The organism is Pleurocapsa sp. PCC 7327 (assembly GCF_000317025.1).
Taxonomy (GTDB): Bacteria; Cyanobacteriota; Cyanobacteriia; order Cyanobacteriales; family Microcystaceae; genus Hydrococcus.
This window is the reverse complement of the sequence record NC_019689.1, coordinates 1,901,670-1,922,821: the sequence shown is the minus strand read 5'-3', so window position 1 is coordinate 1,922,821 and position 21,152 is coordinate 1,901,670. Positions and strand designations below refer to the sequence as shown.

Genomic DNA, 21,152 nt, shown 5'->3' with positions numbered 1-21,152 from the left:
GGATTATGAATTACTGAATTACGAATTAGTAATTATTTGCTCGCCTTGCGGCTATTTTTTCTTCCCAGATTTGAAGTAAATTCCTAACAGCATTATCCCAACTATACTCGGCAATATACTCTCTTCCCCTTGCTCCCATAACTTGTCGTAAACTGGGATCGTCGATTAGTTTCTCGAGCTTCTTGGCGAAATCGTCGCAATTCTGCGGTTCGTACAAAAACCCATTCCAACCATCTTGAATACTATCTGGTATTCCTCCCGCACACGGCGCGATCGCGGGAATTCCAGCAGCAAATGCTTCTAAAATAGTTAATCCTCTAGTTTCTTTCTCAGAAGTTGTTATATGAACATCGCAATTAACTAAAAGAGCAGGTATCTCCTCATGAGGAATTCTTCCTAAAAAGTAAAGATTTGGCGTTAGCTTGCCTAATTTTTTGGCAATTTCATCTCGCATCGAACCATCGCCAGCAATAATAACCGCAATAGTTTTAAAATCGACTTTCTTTGCCATCTCGAACAAAGCATTTATTGTGAATTTCCATCCTTTATCTGGGGTTAAACGTCCTAAAAAAACGAGCTTTACTTTTTGTGCAATATCTGATATCCCATAACGCTCCTCAAAAAACTTTTCGCAACGAAGATCTCGATTAAATTGTGCCAGATCGATACCAAGAAAACTTCCCCGTACAACATTCTTAATGCCCATTCGCGAGAGTTTTTGAGCGGTGATGCTGCTAGAAACTAGAGTTGCATCGTATTGGTTATAAATCCAAGCTAAAGGCAATTGAAATATCCATTTCAGGATAATATCTAACCAAGCAGGCGTACTAAAATAATCTTTTCCATACTCTAAAAAATTTGTATGAAAAAAACTGATGCAGGGAAGATGATTTTCTTTAGCAAAATCTACTCCAGGCGTTTTTAAAAACCCAACAAATAACCTCTCTGGTTCGTCAACGTGAATAATATCTGGCTGAAATTCATGTAACTTTTCCAAAACGATTTGATAAGATTGTTTAGTAACATTGCGATCGAAATTTAGTCCCATTAAAGAATTGCTGGGAAGGTTGATTACCTTTACTCTCGGCAAAATATTACCCGTATATTTTCTCCAATTCGGATAGATTTTTTCGAGAGAAGAATAGTCGGGGCAGAGCAACAGAACTTGATGACCATCTTTACTGAGTCGATGAATTCTGTTAATTAAAGTAACTGTTACGCCATCGACAATAGGAAGAAATCCAGAACTAATAATGGCAATTTTCATTTTGTAGTTAATCAATTTTATTCGCCAACACCGATCGCGAGATCTTCGACATTTGACCCATCTAAATTAGCGCGTTGAATCTTACGAGTTTCGCGATCGCTCCAATACATTTTCCCTCTAGAAATATCGAGGGCAATTCCATGGGGACTTTTGAGTCCGTTAGAATTGCGACTTACCAAAATTTCCATCGGCGTTCCCTTAAAAGTCGCTCGCGCAATCGCATCAGTTTCTTCGTCAGTCCAGTAAATTTTATTATTAGTAAGGTCGAGAGCGAGTTCTCTGGGATTATTAAGTCCAGACAAGACAATTTCTGTATTCGTTCCATCCAAATTCGCTCGCTGAATCATTTTCGTTCCTGCGTCAATCCAATACATTTTGCCTCTTTTAATATCGAGAGCAATATCTCTTGGATTTTTTACATTGGTTGTTGTTAAGAATTCAACTCGGTTTCCATCTAAATCGGCTCGTAAAATTCTTGGAGGCTCGGAGTTAACCCAGTACATCTTAGCGTTAACATAATCGATCGCAATACCTTCAGGATTTTCTAGTCCTTCCATCTCTCCAGAGACTAAAATTTCAAGCCGACTTCCATCTCGTAAGCTTGCTCGTTGAATTTTATTGCGACCTTTGTCAGTCCAGTAGATTTTGCCCCGTCTAAGATCGAGAGCAATATCTCTCGGATTTTCTAATCCTGTCACGATCGCGGTTTCGGCATTACTTCCGTCCAGGTTTGCCCGTTGAACCTGCTTGCCTTCTCCATCAATCCAGTACATTTTGCGATTGATGGGATCGATAGCGATGCTCAGAGGACTCTTTAAATTTGCGACTGGAAATGCTGCAATTAGAGAAGTTGCCTTTGAATTCGTCAAGTTGCGATCGCCGCTTAAGGCACCTCCGGCAACAATACCTCCCAAAGCGATCGCGATCGATAAGCAGCAAAGATTTTTGTTCATATCACCACTTCACAAAAACTTTTATTGATTTAATTGGATAGATTTTATGGCTCTGGTGCAAAAACTCGCCAAAATATCGCAAATAATTTAAATTGAATTGGTTAGTAGTGAGTAGGGGCGGGTTTATCTAAAAACCCTAGAGATTTCCCAACAGTTACTGTCAAAAACCCGCCCGTACAGTTGTTAGTGGCTAGTTTTCTCCCCACACTCCCCGATCGCCAAAAACAAGTAAAATTCAGAAGGGTATTTATTTAGATTTCGCTAAAGCTCACTTGTTGGAATATGGCAGCACAGGCAAAAGCAAAGGATAGCACCATCCTGCGTCAAGAGGTGTTAGGTTCTCGCCGATTGAGTAACTACTGGTGGGCGACTGTTGCCGCCGTCGGCGGTGTAGGTTTTCTTTTAGCAGGACTTTCTAGCTATTTAAAAGTTAACCTTCTCGTCGTGAGCGATACGAGGGGATTGCAGTTTGTCCCCCAAGGAGTGGCATTGCTGTTTTATGGGGTAACGGGTTCTCTAGTCAGTTTGTATATGTGGTTGACGATTCTATGGAATGTTGGCGGAGGTTATAACGAATTCAATAAAGAAACGGGCAAATTCAAAATTTTCCGTTGGGGATTTCCTGGAAAAAACCGACGCATTGAAATAGAATGCCCCATAGCAGACGTTCAGTCAGTCAAAGCAGATATTAAGGAAGGAATCAATCCCAAACGGGCACTGTACCTGCGCGTCAAGCAACGCAGAGATATCCCTCTAACTCGCGTCGGACAGCCTATTGCCTTGTCAGAGTTAGAAAATCAGGGAGCAGAACTCGCTCGTTTCCTGGGCGTTCCTTTAGAAGGATTGTAAGGATTGTAATAATTCAAGTTATTTTTAGAAGATTTAACATGGAAAAGTCTATTCAGTACTGGTTGAAATCGCTGCTGACGATTGTTTTTGTATGCGGTTTAGTGCTGACTGGATGCTCGACACCAGAAGCAAATTCTCTCAATATGGATAATTACGTACCCAGACTCGAAGGAAAAGCTACCGTTGAAATGAAGGTGAACGGTTCGCCCATCACTATCGAAGTCGATGGCAACAATGCCCCCATCACGGCAGGTAATTTTGTCGATTTGGTCGATCGCGGCGTTTACAATGGCTTGACCTTTCATCGAGTCGTCAACGAACCCGAACCCTTTGTTGCGCAAGGTGGGGATCCCAAAGGCAATGGCACTGGCGGGTTTATCGATCCCAATACCAAGCAAGAGCGAACGATTCCTTTGGAAATCAAGCTTCAAGGAGAAGAAAAACCGCTTTACAGCAAGGCAGTGGGCAGACAATCCGGAGCTGCATCGCCTAAAGTCGTATTGAATCACAAACGCGGTGCGATCGCGATGGCACGATCCCAAATGCCAGATTCTGCCTCGTCTCAGTTTTACTTTGCGCTATCGGATCTAGGATTTCTCGACGGCGATTATGCGGTATTCGGTTACGTCACTAGTGGCATGGAAGTAGTTGACAATATCAAACAAGGCGATCGCATCGAATCGGCTAAAGTAGTCTCTGGATTGGAAAACCTGAAAAAGTAAAAAGTAAAAAAGAAATTTTTTGCCTTTTTCCTTTTGTCTTTTTCCTTAAAAGCGTGAATGTTGTCGTTACTGGAATTGGGTTGCTTTGCTGTTTGGGATCTCTAAGCGAGAGTTGGCAGAATTTACTGGCACGGCGATCGGGAATTAGACTCCAGCGTCCTTTTCCAGAACTTCCTGCCTATCCGTTAGGACTAATCGGGAAATCGCCAACCCAATTAACGAAGCTGACTCGACTTGTCCTATCAGCCGCCCTAGAAGATGGGAGATTAACTACTCCTTTGCCAGACTGCGGAGTCGTTATTGGTTCTAGTCGCGGTTGTCAGGCAGTCTGGGAGCAATACGCGAGTCAATTGCACGGGGATAGAGATTCGCTACAGCTAGAAAATTGGTTAGAAACGCTACCAAACCAAGGTGCGATCGCGGCGGCGCGTCAGATAGGAACGACGGCGATCGTACTAGCGCCAATGGCAGCTTGCGCCACGGGAATTTGGGCGATCGCGCAAGCTTTTGAACTGATTCAACAAGGGAAATGTCAGCGCGTTATTGCAGGAGCAATAGAAGCCCCCGTAACGCCACTGACGCTAGCAGGATTTCAGCAAATGGGCGCTCTGGCAGCGACGGGTTGCTATCCTTTTGATAAGCACCGGGAAGGCTTGGTTTTAGGAGAAGGTGCGGCAATATTGGTGCTGGAGTCAGCCGAATTAGCGTTGAGTCGCGGCGCAGCTATTTACGGTCAGATTTTGGGGTTTGGTTTGACTTGCGATGCAACTCATATCAGTGCGCCTTCAATAGACAATCGCAGCGCAACTATAGCCGTCAAGGATTGTCTAGAGCGCAGTAATTTATCGGCTACCGAGATAGATTATATTCACGCTCACGGAACCAGTACTAAACTTAATGATGCAAGAGAAGCTAGTCTGGTTCAGTCTTTATTTCCCCATGGCGTTGCCGTCAGTTCGACCAAAGGGGCTACTGGCCATACACTAGGAGCCTCTGGGGCAATTGGAGCGGCTTTTTGTTTAATGGCTCTGAAGCGCCAGGAATTCCCTACTTGCGTGGGGTTGAAAGAATCGGAGTTTCAGTTGAATTTAGTCACTGCGCCGCGTCGGGGAGAGATTCGGCAGGCGATGTGTTTTAGTTTTGGGTTTGGGGGTCAAAATGCAGTCATAGCATTGGGAAAATTTTAGCGATGCTCGCAGGAATTATACCAATTCGCCGATGCTCCTCCACTTCGTGGGAGTCCGCGTCGGTTCGCAATTAAGCAGCTCTAGGTGTAAGGCTTTTTCCTTCGAGCATCTGTAGCGTTCTTTTTTAGAGATGGTATTATCGGCAAATTGTGCGATCGCTTTAAGAATGGTATGAGATTGTCTTCCTTAAGGTTTGCGACGCTTCGCCTGCTTGAGAGAAGAAAAATTCTTTAGCATCCTTACCAAACCTATCTCTCTAGCAACTCTTGCCAGAAAACGTAAAATAGGCAAGCGATCGAACCAGCTTGGAGTAATATCGCTACGCGAACTTCGCTGACCGCCAAAACTTGGAACGGCAATTAGCCTAACAACGTCAGGATTCTGCCACCGAAAAAAATTATAAGCCCCATCCGGAGACATCGGACCTCCTTCGGGATGTCCCGCAGGTCGCTGTAGCAATGCTTCAAAGAAATCGATTAATCGATCCAAGACCTTACCATTAACTCCGTAGAATTGAGCGCCAATTAATTCTCCAGAAAAAGGTTGCAGTATAGGGAGGGAAACTTCTCTAGCGCTAGCGATTGGTTCAATGCTATGGCCAAAATGAACGATATCCCAATCTCTTCCCATTAGCTCTGCGATTAAGAGATCTTCATACTTTTTAAAATCTTCTGATAGCTCTAGATCGTCTTCCATAATCAGAACATTGTTTAACCCGCGTTCTCTTGCTTGCCTGAGAACGTTTAAATGGCTTAGAAATGCTCCCCTGTACCCAATTGACTGAAAAAAACCAGCGCTATCCGGTCTAATTGCCGCAAATAGTTCGACCTTTTCGGACAGAAAAGATATTCCTGCCTGGTTGAGTTCCTTTTCTATAGCTTTACGTCGATCGACTCTGTAAGGCAAATTTATGACGTAAATGCGATCGAAGAACTCTAAAAACCTCATCTAGCCCTCTTGTTTTTGACTGACTCTGTAATTCGCGATTAACTGATGCTGTATGTCAAAGTTTTCCATGATTAAATCGGACAGTTTGCTTGCTCGGATTGCTGCCCAATTAAGTCAATCACTACATAATCTATTCGATTGCCAATCAGCTCAGGCAACCTAACTCTTTATATAGGCGGAAAATAGAAATAAAGCTATTATGTATTTTTTACATATAATAAAGATCTGAGAGAATCAAACTTTTGATGGAGATCGCTAAAGTAGATATCATGTATAATACGTTAAGGACAAAAAAATAGTAAATATTTTTTACCCTATAAATTTAAAAAATAAATTGGTTTGTTTGAGCGATCGCTAACTCGTTATTAGAGCTTGATTCAATTGAAAGCTCTACTGTTTGTTTGCGCAAAATTAATTTTTTCCTTACTAATAGAAAAGAAAATTGCTCGTTTAAGATTTATTTAGCGCCAACCTAATAGAGCGCCATCATTAATTCTTGTTGATACTGCTTGGTCAAGGGATGGTCGAGTCCTAATAAATTGAAAAGAGACACCATCGCTTTTCTCGCCCCATCGTTTCTATATTGACGGTTCTCTTGGACGATTTGTAAAAAGAGGGAAAATGCCCCTTCGTAATCTTCAGACAACGCCAAACGAGCTGCGCGAGCAAATAATCGATCTAATTCGCTGTCCCCTGAATTGTCAGCCGCTTGTTTGAGTTGAATCAAGGTTTGAATTGCCTGGGCTTTGGGGTAGAATGCTCGATTATCCTCTCCAATCGTTCGTGCTATCCTTTCTGCGTCTTGCAGTTGTCCGATTCGTAACAAAAAACGCGCTGCTTCGATAGCTACATGGGGATTTTCGGGATATTGGACCAACAAATTGTCGAATATCTGTTTCGCACCTCGAAAGTCCTGAGAAGCGATCGCGCCTTTAGCTTTTTCTAATCCCAAGTCTAATTCTGACTTGAGATTGAGCCTCTCCAGCAAGTCTCGCAATTGGGCTTCTGAAAGGGCGCCAACGAATCCGGGGTACATTTCTCCCTTGAGTGCAATTCTTACGTCCGGTACGCCTTCGATGCCATATTGATTGGCTAAATCTTGATTTTTGTCAATATCGACTTGTGCCAGGATAAAATCATACTCCTTAACCAGCTTCTTTAAAACTGGTTTCAATAACTGACAAGGACCGCACCAAGTCGCAAAAAAATCGATTAAAACGAGTTTAGTATAAGATTGCTCGATAACTTCGCTATTAAAATTACTACTATTAACCTCAACCGAATATCCCATTGCTGTTAGTCAATTTATTATTAATTATTGGTTATTAGTTAGCGGCCATACCATTTTAGATGAAAGGATTTTGGATTGAGGATTATTTCTCCCTTGTCTCCCCGCCCTCCCCGTCCCCTCATCTCCCCTATCAATCCTCTTCTTTGTCTTCGCTAGAAGAAATTTCCTGGGGTTTACCGATCTCCTCCTTGAAACCGCGTAAGGTTTTACCTATGGCACTACCGAGTTCTGGAATTTTTTTCGGACCCAGGATAATTAGCGCAACGATCGCAATAATAGCCACTTCGGGCCATCCCAATCCAAACATAATCAGTCTCTCCTATAGTTATAGTTAATTTATGTCTTAATCGATACGGATAGCGCTCGGTCTCGGTATATCTTTTTATAGAGATACCTTTTAGCAGATTTTTTCGATCCTATCGCACTCTGGCAAGGCTTGAATGCTTGGAATGTTAGAAACTTTGAAATCCTCTATTGGCGAACGACAACACCCCCTTATTCGTCAGCTAGCTGACCTGATTCTGTCCTCTTGGCAAAAGTATCTCGACTTATCTCCTTACGAATTGCCAGAGGACTTAGGCTACGTCGAAGGAAAGCTGGAAGGGGAAAAACTGGTCATTGAAAATCGCTGCTTTCAGACCCCTCAGTTTCGCAAAATGCACCTCGAACTGGCAAAAGTGGGCAGCAATCTGGATATTTTGCACTGCGTCATGTTTCCCAAACCAGAATATGCTCTGCCCATGTTTGGCTGCGATATCGTGGCGGGTCGGGGTGAAGTCAGTGCTGCGATCGCGGACTTATCCCCAACTAACCCGGAACGGATCCTCCCGCCAGCCTATCAAACTGCTTTAAAAGCTTTACCCAGCCCTCAATTTGCTCAGCCTCGTCCTCTCCCAGCTTGGGGAGATATTTTCTCGGAGTTTTGTCTGTTTATTCGTCCGAGTAACCAAGAGGAAGAAACCCAATTTCTCTCTCGCGTTGAGAGTTTCTTAGAGATTCATTGCAATCAAGCAATCCAATCGCAACCCGTTCCTCCCCAACAACAAGCGTTATATTCTGCCGGACAGCGCTACTATTGCACCAAGCAACAGAAAAACGATAAAACTCGACGAGTTTTGGAGAAAGCATTTGGTTCTGAGTGGGCAGAGAAGTACATGACGTTAGTATTGTTCGATCTGCCTGCCGAGGAAGAGGAAGCCCAATGCTGATGTTAACTTAGTGTTGGCATTGATGGGAGAATAAATGCCAACATTAAGCTAGAGGTAGCTAACCGAGGTGATGACCGCAACTCGAACAAAAGCGATCGCTCGGTTCGACAGGTGCGCCGCATTGGCTGCAAAAGCGTCGATTGACTTGAGTTTGAGTTGCCGAACCCATACGCATTTCCATATTGCCCATCCGCATTTGCATGGGGTTCGCGCTCATCTCCATGTCCCCCATTTTCATCGGTTCCATAGGGTTCATGGGTTCCATCGGCTTCATTGGTTGCATCGATGGCATCGAAAAACTAGAAGATACTGACGTACTAGAAACCTGCTGCCCTTGCATCCATCGATCGCCGCCACCAGAGGAGCGACTCGTTACGCCGATGCTATTGCCTTGAATTTGGATGTGATGTTCTCCCCGTGCGGTAGTAATTTTTATGACAGCACCATTGGGAGTTTGCAATAGTTCGGGAGGAGAAGTCCATTTTCCAGTTTGGATGCTACTGCTGGATTGTTGTTGCTGTCCCGGACCGCCGCTGCTGACGGTGACAACTGTCTGCATTCCTCGATCTTCGAGGTAGACTCGCTGACCCGTTCCTAGCTCGAATACATAAGCCATAATAGCCTCTTGAAAGAAAGCTCTCTATTCCTAGTGTAGAACGAGGGCGATCGGATAACGGACTTCTTAACCATTGTGTAATACCAATTGTAAAAATCTAACTCAAGATAGACGAAACAAAATAATTTGAGCTAGTCATGCCATGGCGCGATCGACTCGATAATCATACACCTTTCTCAAGATAGGTGTAGTGGCTATAGGATTTACCTAAACTCGGAGTGTGAATCGATCTAAGCATTATCAACATTAGGAGTAAATAACTTATGGTGGAATTCAGCAACGAATATCCCGGCGGCAGAGTTAGAGAAGAACGAGGTGGAGTTTCAGTGGTCGAATATCGCGATCGCGTTCGTTGGGGTCCAATTATGGCTGGACTGGCTATTGCTTTGGCTATTCAACTAATTTTGAGCGCTCTGGGAACGGCAGTAGGCGCAACTACTATTGCGACTTCAGGAGCACCTCGAACTCAAGCTGGCGATGTGGGAACCGCCGTTGGCATTTGGTCGATTATTAGTTTGTTGATTTCTCTGTTTGTGGGGGGATATATAACCAGCCGTGCTAGCGGACCTCTTAATAAAGGGACTGCGCTTCTCAATGGTGCGATTCTTTGGGCAGCAAGTTTGATTATTGGTGCTTTCTTGATAGCGAGTGGAGTGTCGGGTGCTTTTGGTGTTGTGGTTTCCAATGCTGGAGCAATCGTCACTCAGGCACAACAAGGCGGTGCTGGTGCTCCCCTTCCAGCTCAAGCTCCCAATGTAACCGCAGAACAAGCGCGACAGATTGCCGATAGTATCGCGAAGACTAGCGGCTGGTTTGCCCTTGGTTCCCTTTTTGGCTTAGCTGCTGCACTAATTGGGTCTTCTGTCGGCATTCATCGCCATAGAACGATGACTCCAGAGGCAGTCGCCGAACGTAGAGTGTGAAAGAACGGTCAGGCGCTCAAACCAGAAAACAAGACAAAAGGTGGGATTAGAGAGCAAAATATTTTATATTTCTCTACTTAATAACTCAGCTCTCAATTTTTCCTGATTTTTTATCTTTTATCGAGTCTGCCAGGAACTTAAGTTCCTGGCTAATAGCTCAAGTAGGGGACAAAGCATTGCCTTGCCCCACTATAAGCATAGAAATCAATTTCTATGCTCGTTGGTGTATCGTATTGGGATTACAAAAACTGAATCGGATAGCTCGCTTTTCTGGCACTATATGCCTTTTTTCTGCATTGGATCGGCGATATATCTGAAGTTTTCATCAGAATTCCAAGCTCCGCGCTCGTCCTGACCATTAGTAGATAAGTTGTAATAGATATCTACAGTTCGATCGGGCTGAACATTGCCAAAGAAAGGGTCGGTTAACTTGCCCATTGAATCGAGTGCTTTCATGAACATGTTGGTATGAGAAATCTCGCGAGTCAGCAAATGTACCAGTACTTCTTTTGTGTTTTGGTCTGGTGCTAGTTTAATCAGAGCTTCATAAGTTTGACGCGCTCCTGCTTCAGCAGCAAGGTTAGCCCGCAAATCGCGCACGACATCGCCACCTTCATTAATATAACTGGCAGTCCAAGCAGCACCTTGAGAGTCTAAAAAATGGGGTCCCTGACCGCGCACGGCAAACAAAGTACTTTTGAAAGCTTCGGTTTGGTCAGCATTCTTTGTGTGTGCTTCGATGAGTTTGCCAACCATTTCCAAATGACTAAACTCTTCCACCGCAATATCTTGAAGCATGTCTTTGATACCGGGATGTTCGACATGAAAAGACTGTACCCAATACTGTAAAGCAGCAGTTAGTTCTCCGGTTGCTCCTCCAAATTGTTCTAATAAAAATTGAGCAAAACGAGGATTGGGTTCATCAATTTTTACTGGTGTTACAATTAATTCTTTTTTATGAAAAAACATTGTTTATTTATCCTCCTGTTTATTTTTTTAAAGTTTTATTCGGTTGGCAATTGCTTCCTATATAATTTAGCTTCTTAGATACAGTAAAACTTATCTCTAAAGATATAGCTTTAAAATGCAAATCTAAAAAATAAAGATCCAATTTCTAACTAAAGTAGTATGTCTGATAGCGATCGCTTTGCCAAGCTCATCACTTTCAATTCGCAATTAGGGAGAGCACTGCACGTCCTATAATTAGCGATCGCCGATCGGTTATTGATAAAGAGCAAATTATCTTCATTACTATCTAAAGCCAGAATTAAGAGTTTGGGCAATAGACTTTAAAAAATAGGAAAATCTGGAGATAAAAATAAAATCAATCATTAGATGTATTTATTTAAAAATTTTTTCAACCATTTATGTCTTTTGATTGTCATAAAAAAATCGCTGATTATTTTACAGTTTTATTAGCAAAAATTGAAAGCGATTGGAGGAAACATTGTGGTATCTGCTAACCTAGATCCCAATTTACAAGAAGCTCTCAAAACTTTTAGCGAGCTAAGTGTTGATGATAAACTCGTCCTTTTATGGTTTGTTTATACCAAAATGGGCGATTCTATAACGCCTGCTGCTCCGGGAGCTGCTGGCCAAGACATTGTTGAGGGACTATATAACCAGGTTAAACAACTCTCTCATCAAGAACAATTAGAAGTGCAACGCAATCTGTTTGCGGGAAAAGATACCCTAATTTCGCGCGAATATAGCTCTTTGAGCGAGAACACAAAATTACTGTTTTGGTATTGTCTCGCTCAAGGCATGGAAGACACAACAATCGTACCAATGCCAGAAAACTACAAACTCAATAGCAACGCGCAGTAATTATTGTCGCAATTAGAAGCAATGGAATTTCAGCAGCAAATTACTTTCTTGCGCGAATCTGTCTCGGCAGCAGGAAGCGAGCCAAAAGCAGGTGCGGCTATATAGTTCAAAACTTTTCTAGTGTGGGTAATTCCCATACTATAGTGTTAAATAATTCAAAAATAATTTTCGATCTAGGTAAAGCGAGATTAGCCTTAACTTAACCCCAATTTTTCTTGGCTTTTGATTGACACATCATGAATTTTAACTTTTTTGATTTATTTTGGATTTTTTTGGTAATCTCGTCTTTACAACCACTATGGCAACGCCGTCAGCTAGAATTTCGGCGGATTCGAGCCTTACAAGAATTTGAGCAAAGGCGTAAAAGTCGAGTAATTCTGCTAATCCACCGACAAGAATCGATTAGTTTGTTAGGCATTCCCCTGTCGCGCTATATTTCAATTGAAGATTCCGAACAAGTACTGCGAGCAATTCGCCTTACGCCGCCAGATGTTCCCATCGACCTAATTTTGCACACTCCTGGCGGATTGGTGTTAGCAACAGAACAGATTGCTCGCGCTTTGATTCGCCATCCCGCTAAAGTTACCGTCTTTGTTCCTCACTATGCCATGAGTGGAGGTACGATGTTAGCTTTAGCCGCTGATGAAATTGTTATGGATGCGAATGCGGTTCTCGGACCCGTCGATCCTCAATTAGGGAATATGGCAGCCGCGAGTATTCTTTCTGTGATTGATAAAAAGCCGATTGACAAAATTGACGATGAGACTCTAATGATGGCAGATTTAGCCCAAAAAGCCATCAATCAGGTACAGCGTTTTGTCCGAACCCTACTTAAGGACGAGATCCCTAGTCAGAAAATTGCTCCTGAAAACATTGAAAAAATTGTAGATGCTCTCACCAGCGGACATATTACCCATGACTGTCCGATAACTGTCGAAGAAGCTTCTTCACTCGGTCTGCCAGTTACCGTTAGCCTGCCCAAATCGATATACGACTTGATGGAATTATATCCCCAACCTCCAGAAAGACGACCGTCGGTGCAGTACATTCCGATGCCCTATAGACGCTATCCTACTCTACCCGAAGGCAATAGAAAACCATCAAACTTTAGTGAAATTTGAGAAGAAGTTGTGATTGTCGTGATTGTCAATCCCACTACATTATTATCGGTTGTGTGTTCAAGCCTATATTCAGAGAAATACCGATAAACTAGCGGTTCACTAAGCATAATGAGGATCGCACCAGCTAGTCAGGATTTACACCTGTTCTCCTGATGTTTTCGCGTTTATTCAAGCGATTGATGTTATCTAATCCCGCTACGCTTTTGCGATCGCGCTAACTCTATATATCGTTAGTTTGAGCTAGACCCAACAACCAAATGATGTTAGCTAGAGACTTTTTTGACAATTGTTTAATTTTTTTGTTTTTTTATTAAAGCGTTCTAGAATAAGTGATTTGCTGCCAGATAAAGATAGCAATAATCGCGCCTAAAACAGCTCATGCTATTCCTGGAATACTCAGAGAAGCCGCGGTTAACGTAAAAGTTCCCGTCTCAAAAAATACTGCTAAAGTACCACCAATTAGAGCGCCAATTATTCCCAGTACCATAGTACCAAAAATTCCCCCGCCTTGATGACGGGGATAAATCGCTTTAGCAATAGCACCTGCTATTAGTCCTAAAACAATCCAAGCAATAATGTTCATATTACATTCCTAAAAAAGTTCTCCTTAATTTAACTCTATCTTGTCGAAAAGAAAATTATCTATATCCTAAGATATAAATCGAATTTTCTAAATTTAAATTGATATTTAGAAATAATATTTATTGCTCGGCTTGGTTAAGCGATCGCTATCGCGAAGCGGCCTCTTAATAAAGAAAATATTGTTAAGAATTTGACGAACAATTAGATAGCAATCATAGATGATTTGCGAGCATCTTGTTCGCTTGTAAGCAAATAGCGAGCAAGATGCTCGCACTGCCTAAAACTCTCATTATTAATCTAGGACTGCTATACTTTAATTTCACTTGTATTTTATATCGATAATTCTCTAAGTACTATTGGATACAGAATTTAAATCTACGAACATCTATCTTTCTGCCCATAGTTAGAGTGTGCGCTTTAAAAAATTTACTAACGTTTTTTATGCGATTAAAAACTCAACTAAAGATAGATAAAGATCTAACTTCAATCGAAGTAATCTAAGACCAGAGAAAAAAGTCACTAACAGGTTGTCTGAGAAGTATAGAATTCATGTTGAGCGTAGCGATCGCGAAGCGAAACATCTGAGTATATCAACTCCAATCATAGATTCTTGGTTACATTCTACTGCACTCAGAATGACCAAATGGACTTTTCAGATGTCCTCTAAGTAGAAGTAGACCAAATCTTGTATTTTTCAGTTGTTTTTTAGGAGAAAATCCCATGATTAAAGAAATGGCTTGGTTGCCCATGCAAGAAAACAAAGAAGAAATGGCATTGCATTTACGCACCACTCCCTATCAACCATGGAAACCTTATACATCTTTTCCAGAATATGCCGTTCCAGACCATCCCATCCCCGCAGGCTCTAAGGGATATGCAACTTTTCAAAAACTAAGACTCCAGGGCTGGCATTTGCTCTCGACTCGCCAAGCAAGTCTATTAAATTATTATGCTTAAATGCATAGAATAATACTTAGATAGGAAGAAAATTATGGTGCCGTTAAGGGATGAGAACCCCAGTCGCATTACTCCCTATATCACTTATGGGCTAATCGCTATCAATATTCTCGTATTTATCTACGAGCTTAGTTTGACCGATTTCCAGCTCGCTCAATTTTTTGAATTGTTTGCCGTAGTTCCGAAAGAACTAACAGCTAGTTTTAGTGGCATTCCCGTCAATCAACCCGTACCAGAACCGCTAACTTTAGTGACCTCGCAATTTATCCATGCCGGATTTGTCCATATCGGTTTTAATATGTTGTTCTTATGGATTTTTGGCAACAACGTCGAAGAAGCACTAGGTAGCTTAAAATATCTAGTTTTTTATTTAACTTGTGGGATATTAGCTTCTTTAACTCAGTGGTTCTTCTCAGCCCAATCGCCAATTCCTTCGCTAGGTGCCAGCGGCGCGATCGCGGGCGTTATGGGGGCCTATATTCTCAAGTTTCCTACTGCTAGGGTTGTCACCTTAATTCCGCTGGGCTTATTTTGGACGACTGTTAGAATTCCCGCTGTCTTTTTCCTCGGTTTTTGGTTTTTACAACAAGCCTTCAATAGCTTGGCTAGCTTTGATGTTAGAGCGCACATCGGCATGGAAAGCGGCGGCGTTGCCTATTGGGCGCACGCTGGAGGGTTTGTCTTCGGGGCTATCCTGGGTCCTCTATTGGGATTATTGTCCGATCGCGCCGAATCTTATACTCAGTAGTATCATGGCGATCGCTATTTCAAAAGAAAATTTAGAACTTTAAATTGTTGAAGAAGTATAGATAATATGACTCGTAAAGCTTGCCTTATATTTAATCCCGTGGCTGGTCAAAGCGATCCGAATCAGGATTTAGAAACAATTAAAGTGCTTTTGTCACCTGAATTCGATCTAGATATTCAGATAACCTCGCAAGAAGTCGATGCTGACGAACTAGCTCAAAAAGCTGTAGAACGAGGTGTTGAAATGATAATAGCAGCAGGGGGTGACGGCACCCTGTCAGCTGCCGCCGCTGCCACAGTGGGAACCGATATTCCCCTGGGTGCGATTTCTCGCGGTACTGCCAATGCCTTCGCTGCGGCTTTGAATCTTCCGAGTACGATTGAAGCAGCTTGTCGGGCAATTTTAACGGGGAAAACGAAAAAAGTAGATGCAGCTATATGCAACGGTAAGGCAATGGTATTACTTGCCGGAGTTGGATTTGAAGCAGAAACGGTCGAAAATACCTCGCGGCAGTTAAAAAATCGTTGGGGAATGCTGGCTTATGTAATGGCTGGAGTGCAACAGTTAAGTCAGCTTGAGGCTTTTGAGGTGGAAATCGAAACTGACGACAAAATTATTCGCTCTCCCGCCGTTAATGCTGTAACTGTCGCTAATGCGGCACCGCCAACCTCGATTTTAGCTCAAGGACCGGCAGGAATTATCTACGATGACGGGCTGTTGGATGTTACCATCGTCGCAGTCGAAAAATGGACTGATGCGATCGCGACATCTTACCATCTTTTGCAAACGGGCAGAAGTGGCGATGCAGCTAGTCTCGATAAGATTGGCTATCTCAGAACTAAACGGGTAAAAATAACAACTCAGCCACCCCAGAAAGTCGTCTTAGATGGAGAAATTATCGGTACGACTCCGATTGAAGTTGAGTGTGTCCCTAGCGGTTTAACCATTTGCATTCCCGAAACCCTAGCAGAAGAACCATCTGAAAAACTAGAGGGATTGCCCGGAGTAGAGGTAGAGATGAAGTCAGATACTTGAAAAATCTATGATTGGAGTTGGTATACTCAGATCTTTTGCTTCGCTCTCGCTACCCTCAACATGACGAAGTACTTTTCAGGTTCTGCCGCTCACTTGGTGGAGTACCTTGCACATTCTCTACTTTGGGGACAACCTGTTAGGAAGAAAGATTATTAAACTAACTGTAGATTTGGCATGAAACTCCGCTCCCTTTTTAAACTATTGCAAGAGACTTTTCAGGAATGGCAAAAGGACAAAGCATCTCAATTAGCCGCAGCTCTAGCATATTACACGGTTTTCTCGCTCGCGCCGCTATTAATTATCGCGATCGCGATTGCGGGTTCTATTTTCGGTCGAGAAGCTGCCAGAGGCGAGATTTTCACTCAACTTCAAGAACTCATTGGTAGCAAGGGAGCACAAGTCATTCAGACTGCGATCGACAATGCCAATCAGCCCGATCTTAAAAGTTTTGCCTCTTTAATTGGTGTAGCCATTCTTTTATTGGGAGCTTCGGGCGTTTTTGCTGCACTTCAAGATTCTCTCAATCAGATTTGGAATGTCAAACCCAAGCCAGAACAGGGAATTTTGCCGATCGTCAGAAAACGCTTCCTATCTTTTGCAATGGTGCTTGCGATCGGCTTTTTACTGCTATTATCTTTGATTGTCAGTGCAGCACTGGCTGCCCTGAGCCATTTTGGGCCCAGTTTTTTACTGGGTTTTGACTTTCTTTGGCAAATTTTGAATTTTCTCATCTCTTTTGGCTTTGTTTCGTTTCTGTTTGCTTTGATCTACAAATATCTCCCAGATGTAAAAATTACTTGGCGAGATGTTTCGGTAGGAGCAATAATTACTGCTTTGCTCTTTACTATCGGCAAGCACTTACTAGGACTCTATTTAGGTAATAGCAGTTTTGGTTCGACCTATGGTGCTGCCGGTTCTTTGGTGGTTTTCTTGGTTTGGGTATACTATTCTTCCCAAATTCTCCTATTTGGGGCAGAATTTACCCAGGTCTATGCCAGAAGGTATGGTTCGCAAATTCGACCAAACCGACACGCTCAGTTGTCACAATGACAATTCAGATCGCTGTTTTGGTCATCAATCGGCCCACTTACGCAACAAGTTAGAATGGGTTTTCGAGAGTAAGTCAAATTCGAGGGTTTTCCCCTCTTTCGCGAATATAGATCGACGCACCGTATCCAACTCGAAGAGGATTTCCCGTTCTGAGGGATCGCGCACCAAACTTTGAATCCAGCCGACGGCAACCAACCTCACCCCTTCGGTTACGGGTTCTACTCGATGAAGCATCGAAGATGGATAGACAATTGCCGAACCTGCTTCTAGTTTATAACTGCGATCGCCGTCCATCGTTGCAACGACTAACTCGCCACCGGAATAAGTATTCGGAGAACTGAGAAAGAGCGTAAATGAGACATCCGAACGCCACTTGCCCATAAAGGCATTATCGGTATGGCTGCCGTAGGACATTCCTTTTTCGTAGCGGCTAAACAGAATTGAGTGAATAATTTTCGGCAGGACGGCAGTTTTTAGTAAAAGATTGCGCTCTAGGACTGCCTTAACCAGATCTGTCAGCTCTACAGCCCTTTCGGAAGTTTTTTCCAGTTGTATATTGTTTTTGACGAGCTTAGCATGCCAACCTGCGGTCATTTTTCCATCCACAAAGTTAGCTTGAGATAAACTCTCAACAACAAATTGGAGTTCTTCTGGGGTAAGAATGTTATCGATAGCCAGAATCATTATACAGAAAAAGAGAGAGAAATATCACCTAAAGCTTGACAATGGTATGCTTGACAACCTTTATCAATTAGAAGTAATCTTACTATTTAAATTAAAAAAAATACAGCCTGCTATACTACCAAACTTAGCCGATCGAACTTCAGAAGACTAATTGAGGAGGAAGACTATGAATTCTAAGGCAATCAGTTTGTTTCTCGCCGTTACCTTAGCGACTACTCTCGGTGCTTGTGGTGGCGCTCAAAACACCGAAGGCGGCGAAGCTGGTGAAGAAACGACTCAACCTACACAACAAGCGCCTGCTAGTCCTGCTAGTGAAGGCGGTGAAGGCGGTGAAGGCGGCGAAGGTGGCGAAGGTGGCGAAGGCGATGAAGGTGGCGAAGGCTAGCTGTTTAAGGGGGGGGTAGGGACATAGAATGTCATGTCCCCACCTACTTTAATGGATTGCAGATACTTTCTACTCTGCTTCGGGATCTTCTTCGCCTTCAGCTGAGGGTGGAACTAGAGCTACCGCAGCGATCGCGTCGTCATCGTCAAGACGTTGCACCCTAACTCCCGTCGCCATCCGCGATTGCAGCGAGATAGCATCTACTGCCTGACGAATAATAATGCCTCGGTTAGAGACGATCATCATCTCATCCTCCCGATTGACCACGTGAATGGCAACCAAGCGATCTTGTGCGGAACGGAACTTGATTGCTCTCACGCCCATACCTGCCCGGTTTTGCAGTCGGAATTGCGAGACTGGAACTCGCTTGCCATACCCGCAAGTGGTAATCGCCAGCAGCCAGGGACCTTGATTTGCCTCTTCCGACGAGACTAATTCCTCATTTTCGAGGGTTTCATCTTCCGATTCTTCCTCAGCCGTACCAATACGAGCAACGACTTGACTGGGTAGGATATCCATACTGATGAGTTCGTCGCCCTCTTTTAGTTTCATCGCTTTTACGCCTCGCGTGGCGCGACCCAAGGGACGCAATTGCTGGCTGTCGGCTTTGAAGTGAATTGCCATGCCTCCTTTGGAACCAAGAATGATGCTATCCTCTTCGCGGGCAAGTCTTACCCAGCGCAGTTGGTCGCCTTCTTCTAAGGAAATGGCAATGAGTCCGTTGGCACGAATATTACTAAAGGCTGAGAGTGCGGTTTTTTTGATGTAGCCTTTGCGCGTCAGCATGATCAGGTAGTCATTTTCGGTAAATTCTTGCACCGCTACGATTGAGGTAATCTTTTCCCCTTGGGAAATGGCTAGCATTTGCACGATGGGCACGCCTCTAGCGGACCGCGATCCGGCAGGGATGTGGTAAGCATTGAGCGTATAAACTACGCCGCGATCGCTAAAGAACAGGATGTTATCGTGATCGCAGCAAGTCAAGAAATGCTCTACGACATCATCCTCTTTGATCTTCGCTGCTGCTTTGCCTCTGGTTGCCCGATTTTGCGCCCCAAAAGTATTGACAGGCATTCGCTTGATGTAACCCTGTTCGGTTAATAAAATGACTGCCTGTTCGTTGGCAATTAGGTCGGTATCGACCAGTTCTCCTTCTGCCTGTATGATTTCTGTCCGTCGGGGAGTTGCGTGGGCTGTTTTGATTTGCTGGACTTCTTGTTCGATAATGGCTTCGATCCGTTCTCGCCGCGCCAGAATGTCCTGCAAGTCGGCAATTTTAGCTTGCAGTTCTTCGTGTTCGGCTTGAATCTTTTCGGCTTCTAATGCCGTCAAACGTCGCAGTTGCATTTGTAGAATGGCATCGGCTTGCGCTTCAGACAAGCCAAATCGTCCTACCAGTTGTGTTTTTGCCGTTGCTGTATCTGCCGCCCCTCGAATTAGCTGAATGACCGCATCTAGATTGCTGAGAGCAATCAATAAGCCTTGCAAGATATGGTCTCTTTCTTCGGCTTTGCGCAGTTCGTACTGAGTGCGTCGGGTAATGGTTTCGATGCGGAAATCGATGAAGACTTGAAGAAATTGCTTCAGACTTAGGAGGTGAGGTTCTCCGTTGACTAGCGCCAGCATATTGGCACCGAAGTTAGCTTGTATGGGAGTCTGCTTGTAGAGGTTATTGAGAACGACGCGGGGATAGGCATCTCGCTTGAGTTCGATGACGATGCGCATGCCATCGCGATCGCTTTCATCCCGAATGTCGGAAATTCCTTCAATCTTCTTGTCGTTAACCAGTTCGGCGATTTTCTCGATGAGCGCTGCTTTATTGGTTTGATAGGGCAGTTGGGTGATGATAATCGCTTCCCTGTCGGGACGACCATGCTGTTCGATGGTTTCAATTTGGGCGACTCCCCGCATGATAATCGAACCGCGTCCCGTAGTGTATGCCTCTTTAATTCCAGCGCGACCTAAAATCTGTCCTCCGGTGGGAAAGTCGGGACCGGGGATATAGCGCATCAAGTCGGTATCGGTCATCTGTGGGTTGTGCAGCAGTGCCACGACTCCATCGACCAGTTCTCCTAAGTTGTGAGGAGGAATATTTGTTGCCATCCCCACTGCAATTCCCGACGATCCATTGAGGAGTAACTGGGGAATCCTGGCAGGTAAGACGACGGGTTCCTGTTGCGAACCGTCAAAGTTATCGACGAAATCGACGGTTTCTGCTTCGATATCTCGAAGCAGGGCGTTAGTTGATAGCGATTGCAAGCGACATTCGGTATAACGCATCGCAGCTGGCGGGTCATTATCCACCGAACCGAAGTTGCCGTGTCCTTCGATGAGGGGATGGCGCATGGAAAAGTCTTGCGCCATTCGCACTAGGGCATCGTATACTGCCGTATCGCCGTGAGGATGGTATTTGCCCAAGACTTCCCCGACCACGCGGGCGCATTTACGAAACGGGCGATCGTGGGTCAATCCCAGTTCGTACATTGCGTAGAGAATACGGCGATGAACTGGTTTGAGACCATCTCTGGCATCGGGAAGTGCCCGTCCTACAATGACGCTCATCGCGTACTCTAAGTAAGATCGGGACATTTCGTTGCTCAGATCCGTAGGAATAATCCGATCTTGAGAGAAGGTCATAGGGGAAAAAACTCCGTTAATCTGTTAATGTAAGAGACAGACAGCTAAAAAGCAATTATAACGAGCAAAAAACGCCTTCTTTTTAACCGAGAAGACGGTAAAAATCGCGAGTTTCTTAACTATTTTAACATGCAGGGTCTCTTTTTGGCTTTTGCCAAGACT

The 21,152-nt window shown here is 43.8% G+C and carries 21 protein-coding genes and 1 pseudogene; 12 read left to right on the top strand and 10 right to left on the bottom strand.

Annotation, left to right across the window (positions count from 1 at the left end):
• Window positions 1–25 precede the first annotated feature (25 nt).
• Both PLE7327_RS08590 and PLE7327_RS08585 read right to left on the bottom strand, forming a co-directional pair.
• Window positions 26–1,267 (bottom strand): glycosyltransferase, encoded by a 1,242-nt coding sequence (locus PLE7327_RS08590; RefSeq protein WP_015143453.1) that lies wholly within the window; start codon window positions 1,265–1,267, stop codon window positions 26–28.
• 17 nt (window positions 1,268–1,284) lie between these two features.
• Entirely contained in the window at window positions 1,285–2,220 is a 936-nt protein-coding gene (locus PLE7327_RS08585; RefSeq protein ID WP_015143452.1) for a DUF5050 domain-containing protein, read from the bottom strand.
• Between the two features lie 282 nt (window positions 2,221–2,502).
• Here PLE7327_RS08585 and PLE7327_RS08580 point away from each other — a divergent pair, with 282 nt between their 5' ends.
• Genes PLE7327_RS08580 through PLE7327_RS08570 form a run of 3 tightly spaced genes read left to right on the top strand, consistent with a single transcriptional unit; the run spans window position 2,503 to window position 4,978 of the window.
• Window positions 2,503–3,069, top strand: coding sequence for a photosystem I assembly protein Ycf4 (locus tag PLE7327_RS08580; RefSeq protein WP_015143451.1), 567 nt, complete (start codon window positions 2,503–2,505; stop codon window positions 3,067–3,069).
• 38 nt (window positions 3,070–3,107) lie between these two features.
• A complete protein-coding gene (locus PLE7327_RS08575; RefSeq protein ID WP_015143450.1) occupies window positions 3,108–3,791 on the top strand; it encodes a peptidylprolyl isomerase in 684 nt (227 codons plus the stop codon).
• A 53-nt stretch (window positions 3,792–3,844) separates the two neighbouring features.
• Window positions 3,845–4,978: a beta-ketoacyl-ACP synthase gene (locus PLE7327_RS08570; protein WP_015143449.1), complete on the top strand. Its 1,134-nt coding sequence runs from the start codon at window positions 3,845–3,847 to the stop codon at window positions 4,976–4,978.
• Window positions 4,979–5,164: 186 nt separating this feature from the next.
• Here the strand turns inward: PLE7327_RS08570 and PLE7327_RS08565 are convergent, their stop codons facing one another.
• From PLE7327_RS08565 to PLE7327_RS08555, 3 genes are all read right to left on the bottom strand, one after another.
• Window positions 5,165–5,926: a glycosyltransferase family 25 protein gene (locus PLE7327_RS08565; RefSeq protein WP_015143448.1), complete on the bottom strand. Its 762-nt coding sequence runs from the start codon at window positions 5,924–5,926 to the stop codon at window positions 5,165–5,167.
• A gap of 472 nt (window positions 5,927–6,398) precedes the next feature.
• Window positions 6,399–7,217 (bottom strand): tetratricopeptide repeat protein, encoded by an 819-nt coding sequence (locus PLE7327_RS08560; protein ID WP_015143447.1) that lies wholly within the window; start codon window positions 7,215–7,217, stop codon window positions 6,399–6,401.
• Between the two features lie 130 nt (window positions 7,218–7,347).
• On the bottom strand, window positions 7,348–7,524 hold the full coding sequence (locus PLE7327_RS08555) for a twin-arginine translocase TatA/TatE family subunit (protein ID WP_015143446.1): 177 nt from the start codon (window positions 7,522–7,524) through the stop codon (window positions 7,348–7,350).
• A 142-nt stretch (window positions 7,525–7,666) separates the two neighbouring features.
• On the opposite strand from PLE7327_RS08555, the gene PLE7327_RS08550 reads away from it, so the two are divergent.
• Window positions 7,667–8,425 (top strand): phycocyanobilin:ferredoxin oxidoreductase, encoded by a 759-nt coding sequence (locus tag PLE7327_RS08550; protein ID WP_041393028.1) that lies wholly within the window; start codon window positions 7,667–7,669, stop codon window positions 8,423–8,425.
• A gap of 58 nt (window positions 8,426–8,483) precedes the next feature.
• Here the strand turns inward: PLE7327_RS08550 and PLE7327_RS08545 are convergent, their stop codons facing one another.
• Window positions 8,484–9,041: a zinc ribbon domain-containing protein gene (locus tag PLE7327_RS08545; RefSeq protein ID WP_015143444.1), complete on the bottom strand. Its 558-nt coding sequence runs from the start codon at window positions 9,039–9,041 to the stop codon at window positions 8,484–8,486.
• 263 nt (window positions 9,042–9,304) lie between these two features.
• Here PLE7327_RS08545 and PLE7327_RS08540 point away from each other — a divergent pair, with 263 nt between their 5' ends.
• Window positions 9,305–9,964, top strand: coding sequence for a hypothetical protein (locus PLE7327_RS08540; RefSeq protein WP_015143443.1), 660 nt, complete (start codon window positions 9,305–9,307; stop codon window positions 9,962–9,964).
• Between the two features lie 276 nt (window positions 9,965–10,240).
• Here the strand turns inward: PLE7327_RS08540 and PLE7327_RS08535 are convergent, their stop codons facing one another.
• Complete coding sequence (locus tag PLE7327_RS08535; RefSeq protein ID WP_015143442.1) at window positions 10,241–10,933, bottom strand: manganese catalase family protein; 693 nt, start codon at window positions 10,931–10,933, stop codon at window positions 10,241–10,243.
• Between the two features lie 480 nt (window positions 10,934–11,413).
• Between PLE7327_RS08535 and PLE7327_RS08530 the strand changes: the two genes are divergently transcribed.
• Window positions 11,414–11,791, top strand: coding sequence for an orange carotenoid protein N-terminal domain-containing protein (locus PLE7327_RS08530; RefSeq protein WP_015143441.1), 378 nt, complete (start codon window positions 11,414–11,416; stop codon window positions 11,789–11,791).
• A gap of 236 nt (window positions 11,792–12,027) precedes the next feature.
• The gene (locus PLE7327_RS08525) at window positions 12,028–12,912 is read left to right on the top strand and encodes a ClpP class periplasmic serine protease (RefSeq protein WP_015143440.1); all 885 of its coding nucleotides are present in this window, start codon (window positions 12,028–12,030) and stop codon (window positions 12,910–12,912) included.
• Between the two features lie 379 nt (window positions 12,913–13,291).
• On the opposite strand, the pseudogene PLE7327_RS08520 reads toward PLE7327_RS08525, so the two are convergent.
• A pseudogene (locus PLE7327_RS08520) lies at window positions 13,292–13,495 on the bottom strand (GlsB/YeaQ/YmgE family stress response membrane protein); the annotation flags it as partial.
• Window positions 13,496–14,214: 719 nt separating this feature from the next.
• Here PLE7327_RS08520 and PLE7327_RS08515 point away from each other — a divergent pair.
• From PLE7327_RS08515 to PLE7327_RS08500, 4 genes are all read left to right on the top strand, one after another.
• Window positions 14,215–14,451: a hypothetical protein gene (locus PLE7327_RS08515; protein WP_015143438.1), complete on the top strand. Its 237-nt coding sequence runs from the start codon at window positions 14,215–14,217 to the stop codon at window positions 14,449–14,451.
• A 34-nt stretch (window positions 14,452–14,485) separates the two neighbouring features.
• The gene (locus tag PLE7327_RS08510) at window positions 14,486–15,199 is read left to right on the top strand and encodes a rhomboid family intramembrane serine protease (RefSeq protein ID WP_015143437.1); all 714 of its coding nucleotides are present in this window, start codon (window positions 14,486–14,488) and stop codon (window positions 15,197–15,199) included.
• A gap of 66 nt (window positions 15,200–15,265) precedes the next feature.
• On the top strand, window positions 15,266–16,234 hold the full coding sequence (locus PLE7327_RS08505; protein WP_015143436.1) for a YegS/Rv2252/BmrU family lipid kinase: 969 nt from the start codon (window positions 15,266–15,268) through the stop codon (window positions 16,232–16,234).
• Between the two features lie 174 nt (window positions 16,235–16,408).
• Window positions 16,409–17,284, top strand: coding sequence for a YihY/virulence factor BrkB family protein (locus PLE7327_RS08500; protein ID WP_015143435.1), 876 nt, complete (start codon window positions 16,409–16,411; stop codon window positions 17,282–17,284).
• 24 nt (window positions 17,285–17,308) lie between these two features.
• Here the strand turns inward: PLE7327_RS08500 and PLE7327_RS08495 are convergent, their stop codons facing one another.
• The gene (locus PLE7327_RS08495) at window positions 17,309–17,968 is read right to left on the bottom strand and encodes a Fe2+-dependent dioxygenase (protein WP_015143434.1); all 660 of its coding nucleotides are present in this window, start codon (window positions 17,966–17,968) and stop codon (window positions 17,309–17,311) included.
• A gap of 166 nt (window positions 17,969–18,134) precedes the next feature.
• Between PLE7327_RS08495 and PLE7327_RS08490 the strand changes: the two genes are divergently transcribed.
• On the top strand, window positions 18,135–18,353 hold the full coding sequence (locus tag PLE7327_RS08490) for a hypothetical protein (RefSeq protein ID WP_015143433.1): 219 nt from the start codon (window positions 18,135–18,137) through the stop codon (window positions 18,351–18,353).
• Window positions 18,354–18,422: 69 nt separating this feature from the next.
• Here PLE7327_RS08490 and gyrA read toward each other — a convergent pair whose 3' ends face one another.
• On the bottom strand, window positions 18,423–20,990 hold the full coding sequence (gene gyrA, locus PLE7327_RS08485; protein WP_015143432.1) for a DNA topoisomerase (ATP-hydrolyzing) subunit A: 2,568 nt from the start codon (window positions 20,988–20,990) through the stop codon (window positions 18,423–18,425).
• Between the last annotated feature and the right edge of the window lie 162 nt (window positions 20,991–21,152).

What these genes read in the sequence shown, in the direction of transcription:
- PLE7327_RS08540 (WP_015143443.1), top strand. Translation starts at nt 9,305, where the DNA reads ATGGTGGAATTCAGCAACGAATATCCCGGCGGCAGAGTTAGAGAAGAA.
- PLE7327_RS08505 (WP_015143436.1), top strand. Translation starts at nt 15,266, where the DNA reads ATGACTCGTAAAGCTTGCCTTATATTTAATCCCGTGGCTGGTCAAAGC.
- PLE7327_RS08535 (WP_015143442.1), bottom strand. Translation starts at nt 10,933, where the DNA reads ATGTTTTTTCATAAAAAAGAATTAATTGTAACACCAGTAAAAATTGAT.
- PLE7327_RS08585 (WP_015143452.1), bottom strand. Translation starts at nt 2,220, where the DNA reads ATGAACAAAAATCTTTGCTGCTTATCGATCGCGATCGCTTTGGGAGGT.
- PLE7327_RS08495 (WP_015143434.1), bottom strand. Translation starts at nt 17,968, where the DNA reads ATGATTCTGGCTATCGATAACATTCTTACCCCAGAAGAACTCCAATTT.
- PLE7327_RS08545 (WP_015143444.1), bottom strand. Translation starts at nt 9,041, where the DNA reads ATGGCTTATGTATTCGAGCTAGGAACGGGTCAGCGAGTCTACCTCGAA.
- PLE7327_RS08510 (WP_015143437.1), top strand. Translation starts at nt 14,486, where the DNA reads ATGGTGCCGTTAAGGGATGAGAACCCCAGTCGCATTACTCCCTATATC.
- gyrA (WP_015143432.1), bottom strand. Translation starts at nt 20,990, where the DNA reads ATGACCTTCTCTCAAGATCGGATTATTCCTACGGATCTGAGCAACGAA.
- PLE7327_RS08560 (WP_015143447.1), bottom strand. Translation starts at nt 7,217, where the DNA reads ATGGGATATTCGGTTGAGGTTAATAGTAGTAATTTTAATAGCGAAGTT.
- PLE7327_RS08500 (WP_015143435.1), top strand. Translation starts at nt 16,409, where the DNA reads ATGAAACTCCGCTCCCTTTTTAAACTATTGCAAGAGACTTTTCAGGAA.
- PLE7327_RS08490 (WP_015143433.1), top strand. Translation starts at nt 18,135, where the DNA reads ATGAATTCTAAGGCAATCAGTTTGTTTCTCGCCGTTACCTTAGCGACT.
- PLE7327_RS08525 (WP_015143440.1), top strand. Translation starts at nt 12,028, where the DNA reads ATGAATTTTAACTTTTTTGATTTATTTTGGATTTTTTTGGTAATCTCG.
- PLE7327_RS08580 (WP_015143451.1), top strand. Translation starts at nt 2,503, where the DNA reads ATGGCAGCACAGGCAAAAGCAAAGGATAGCACCATCCTGCGTCAAGAG.
- PLE7327_RS08590 (WP_015143453.1), bottom strand. Translation starts at nt 1,267, where the DNA reads ATGAAAATTGCCATTATTAGTTCTGGATTTCTTCCTATTGTCGATGGC.
- PLE7327_RS08565 (WP_015143448.1), bottom strand. Translation starts at nt 5,926, where the DNA reads ATGAGGTTTTTAGAGTTCTTCGATCGCATTTACGTCATAAATTTGCCT.
- PLE7327_RS08550 (WP_041393028.1), top strand. Translation starts at nt 7,667, where the DNA reads ATGTTAGAAACTTTGAAATCCTCTATTGGCGAACGACAACACCCCCTT.
- PLE7327_RS08515 (WP_015143438.1), top strand. Translation starts at nt 14,215, where the DNA reads ATGATTAAAGAAATGGCTTGGTTGCCCATGCAAGAAAACAAAGAAGAA.
- PLE7327_RS08575 (WP_015143450.1), top strand. Translation starts at nt 3,108, where the DNA reads ATGGAAAAGTCTATTCAGTACTGGTTGAAATCGCTGCTGACGATTGTT.
- PLE7327_RS08555 (WP_015143446.1), bottom strand. Translation starts at nt 7,524, where the DNA reads ATGTTTGGATTGGGATGGCCCGAAGTGGCTATTATTGCGATCGTTGCG.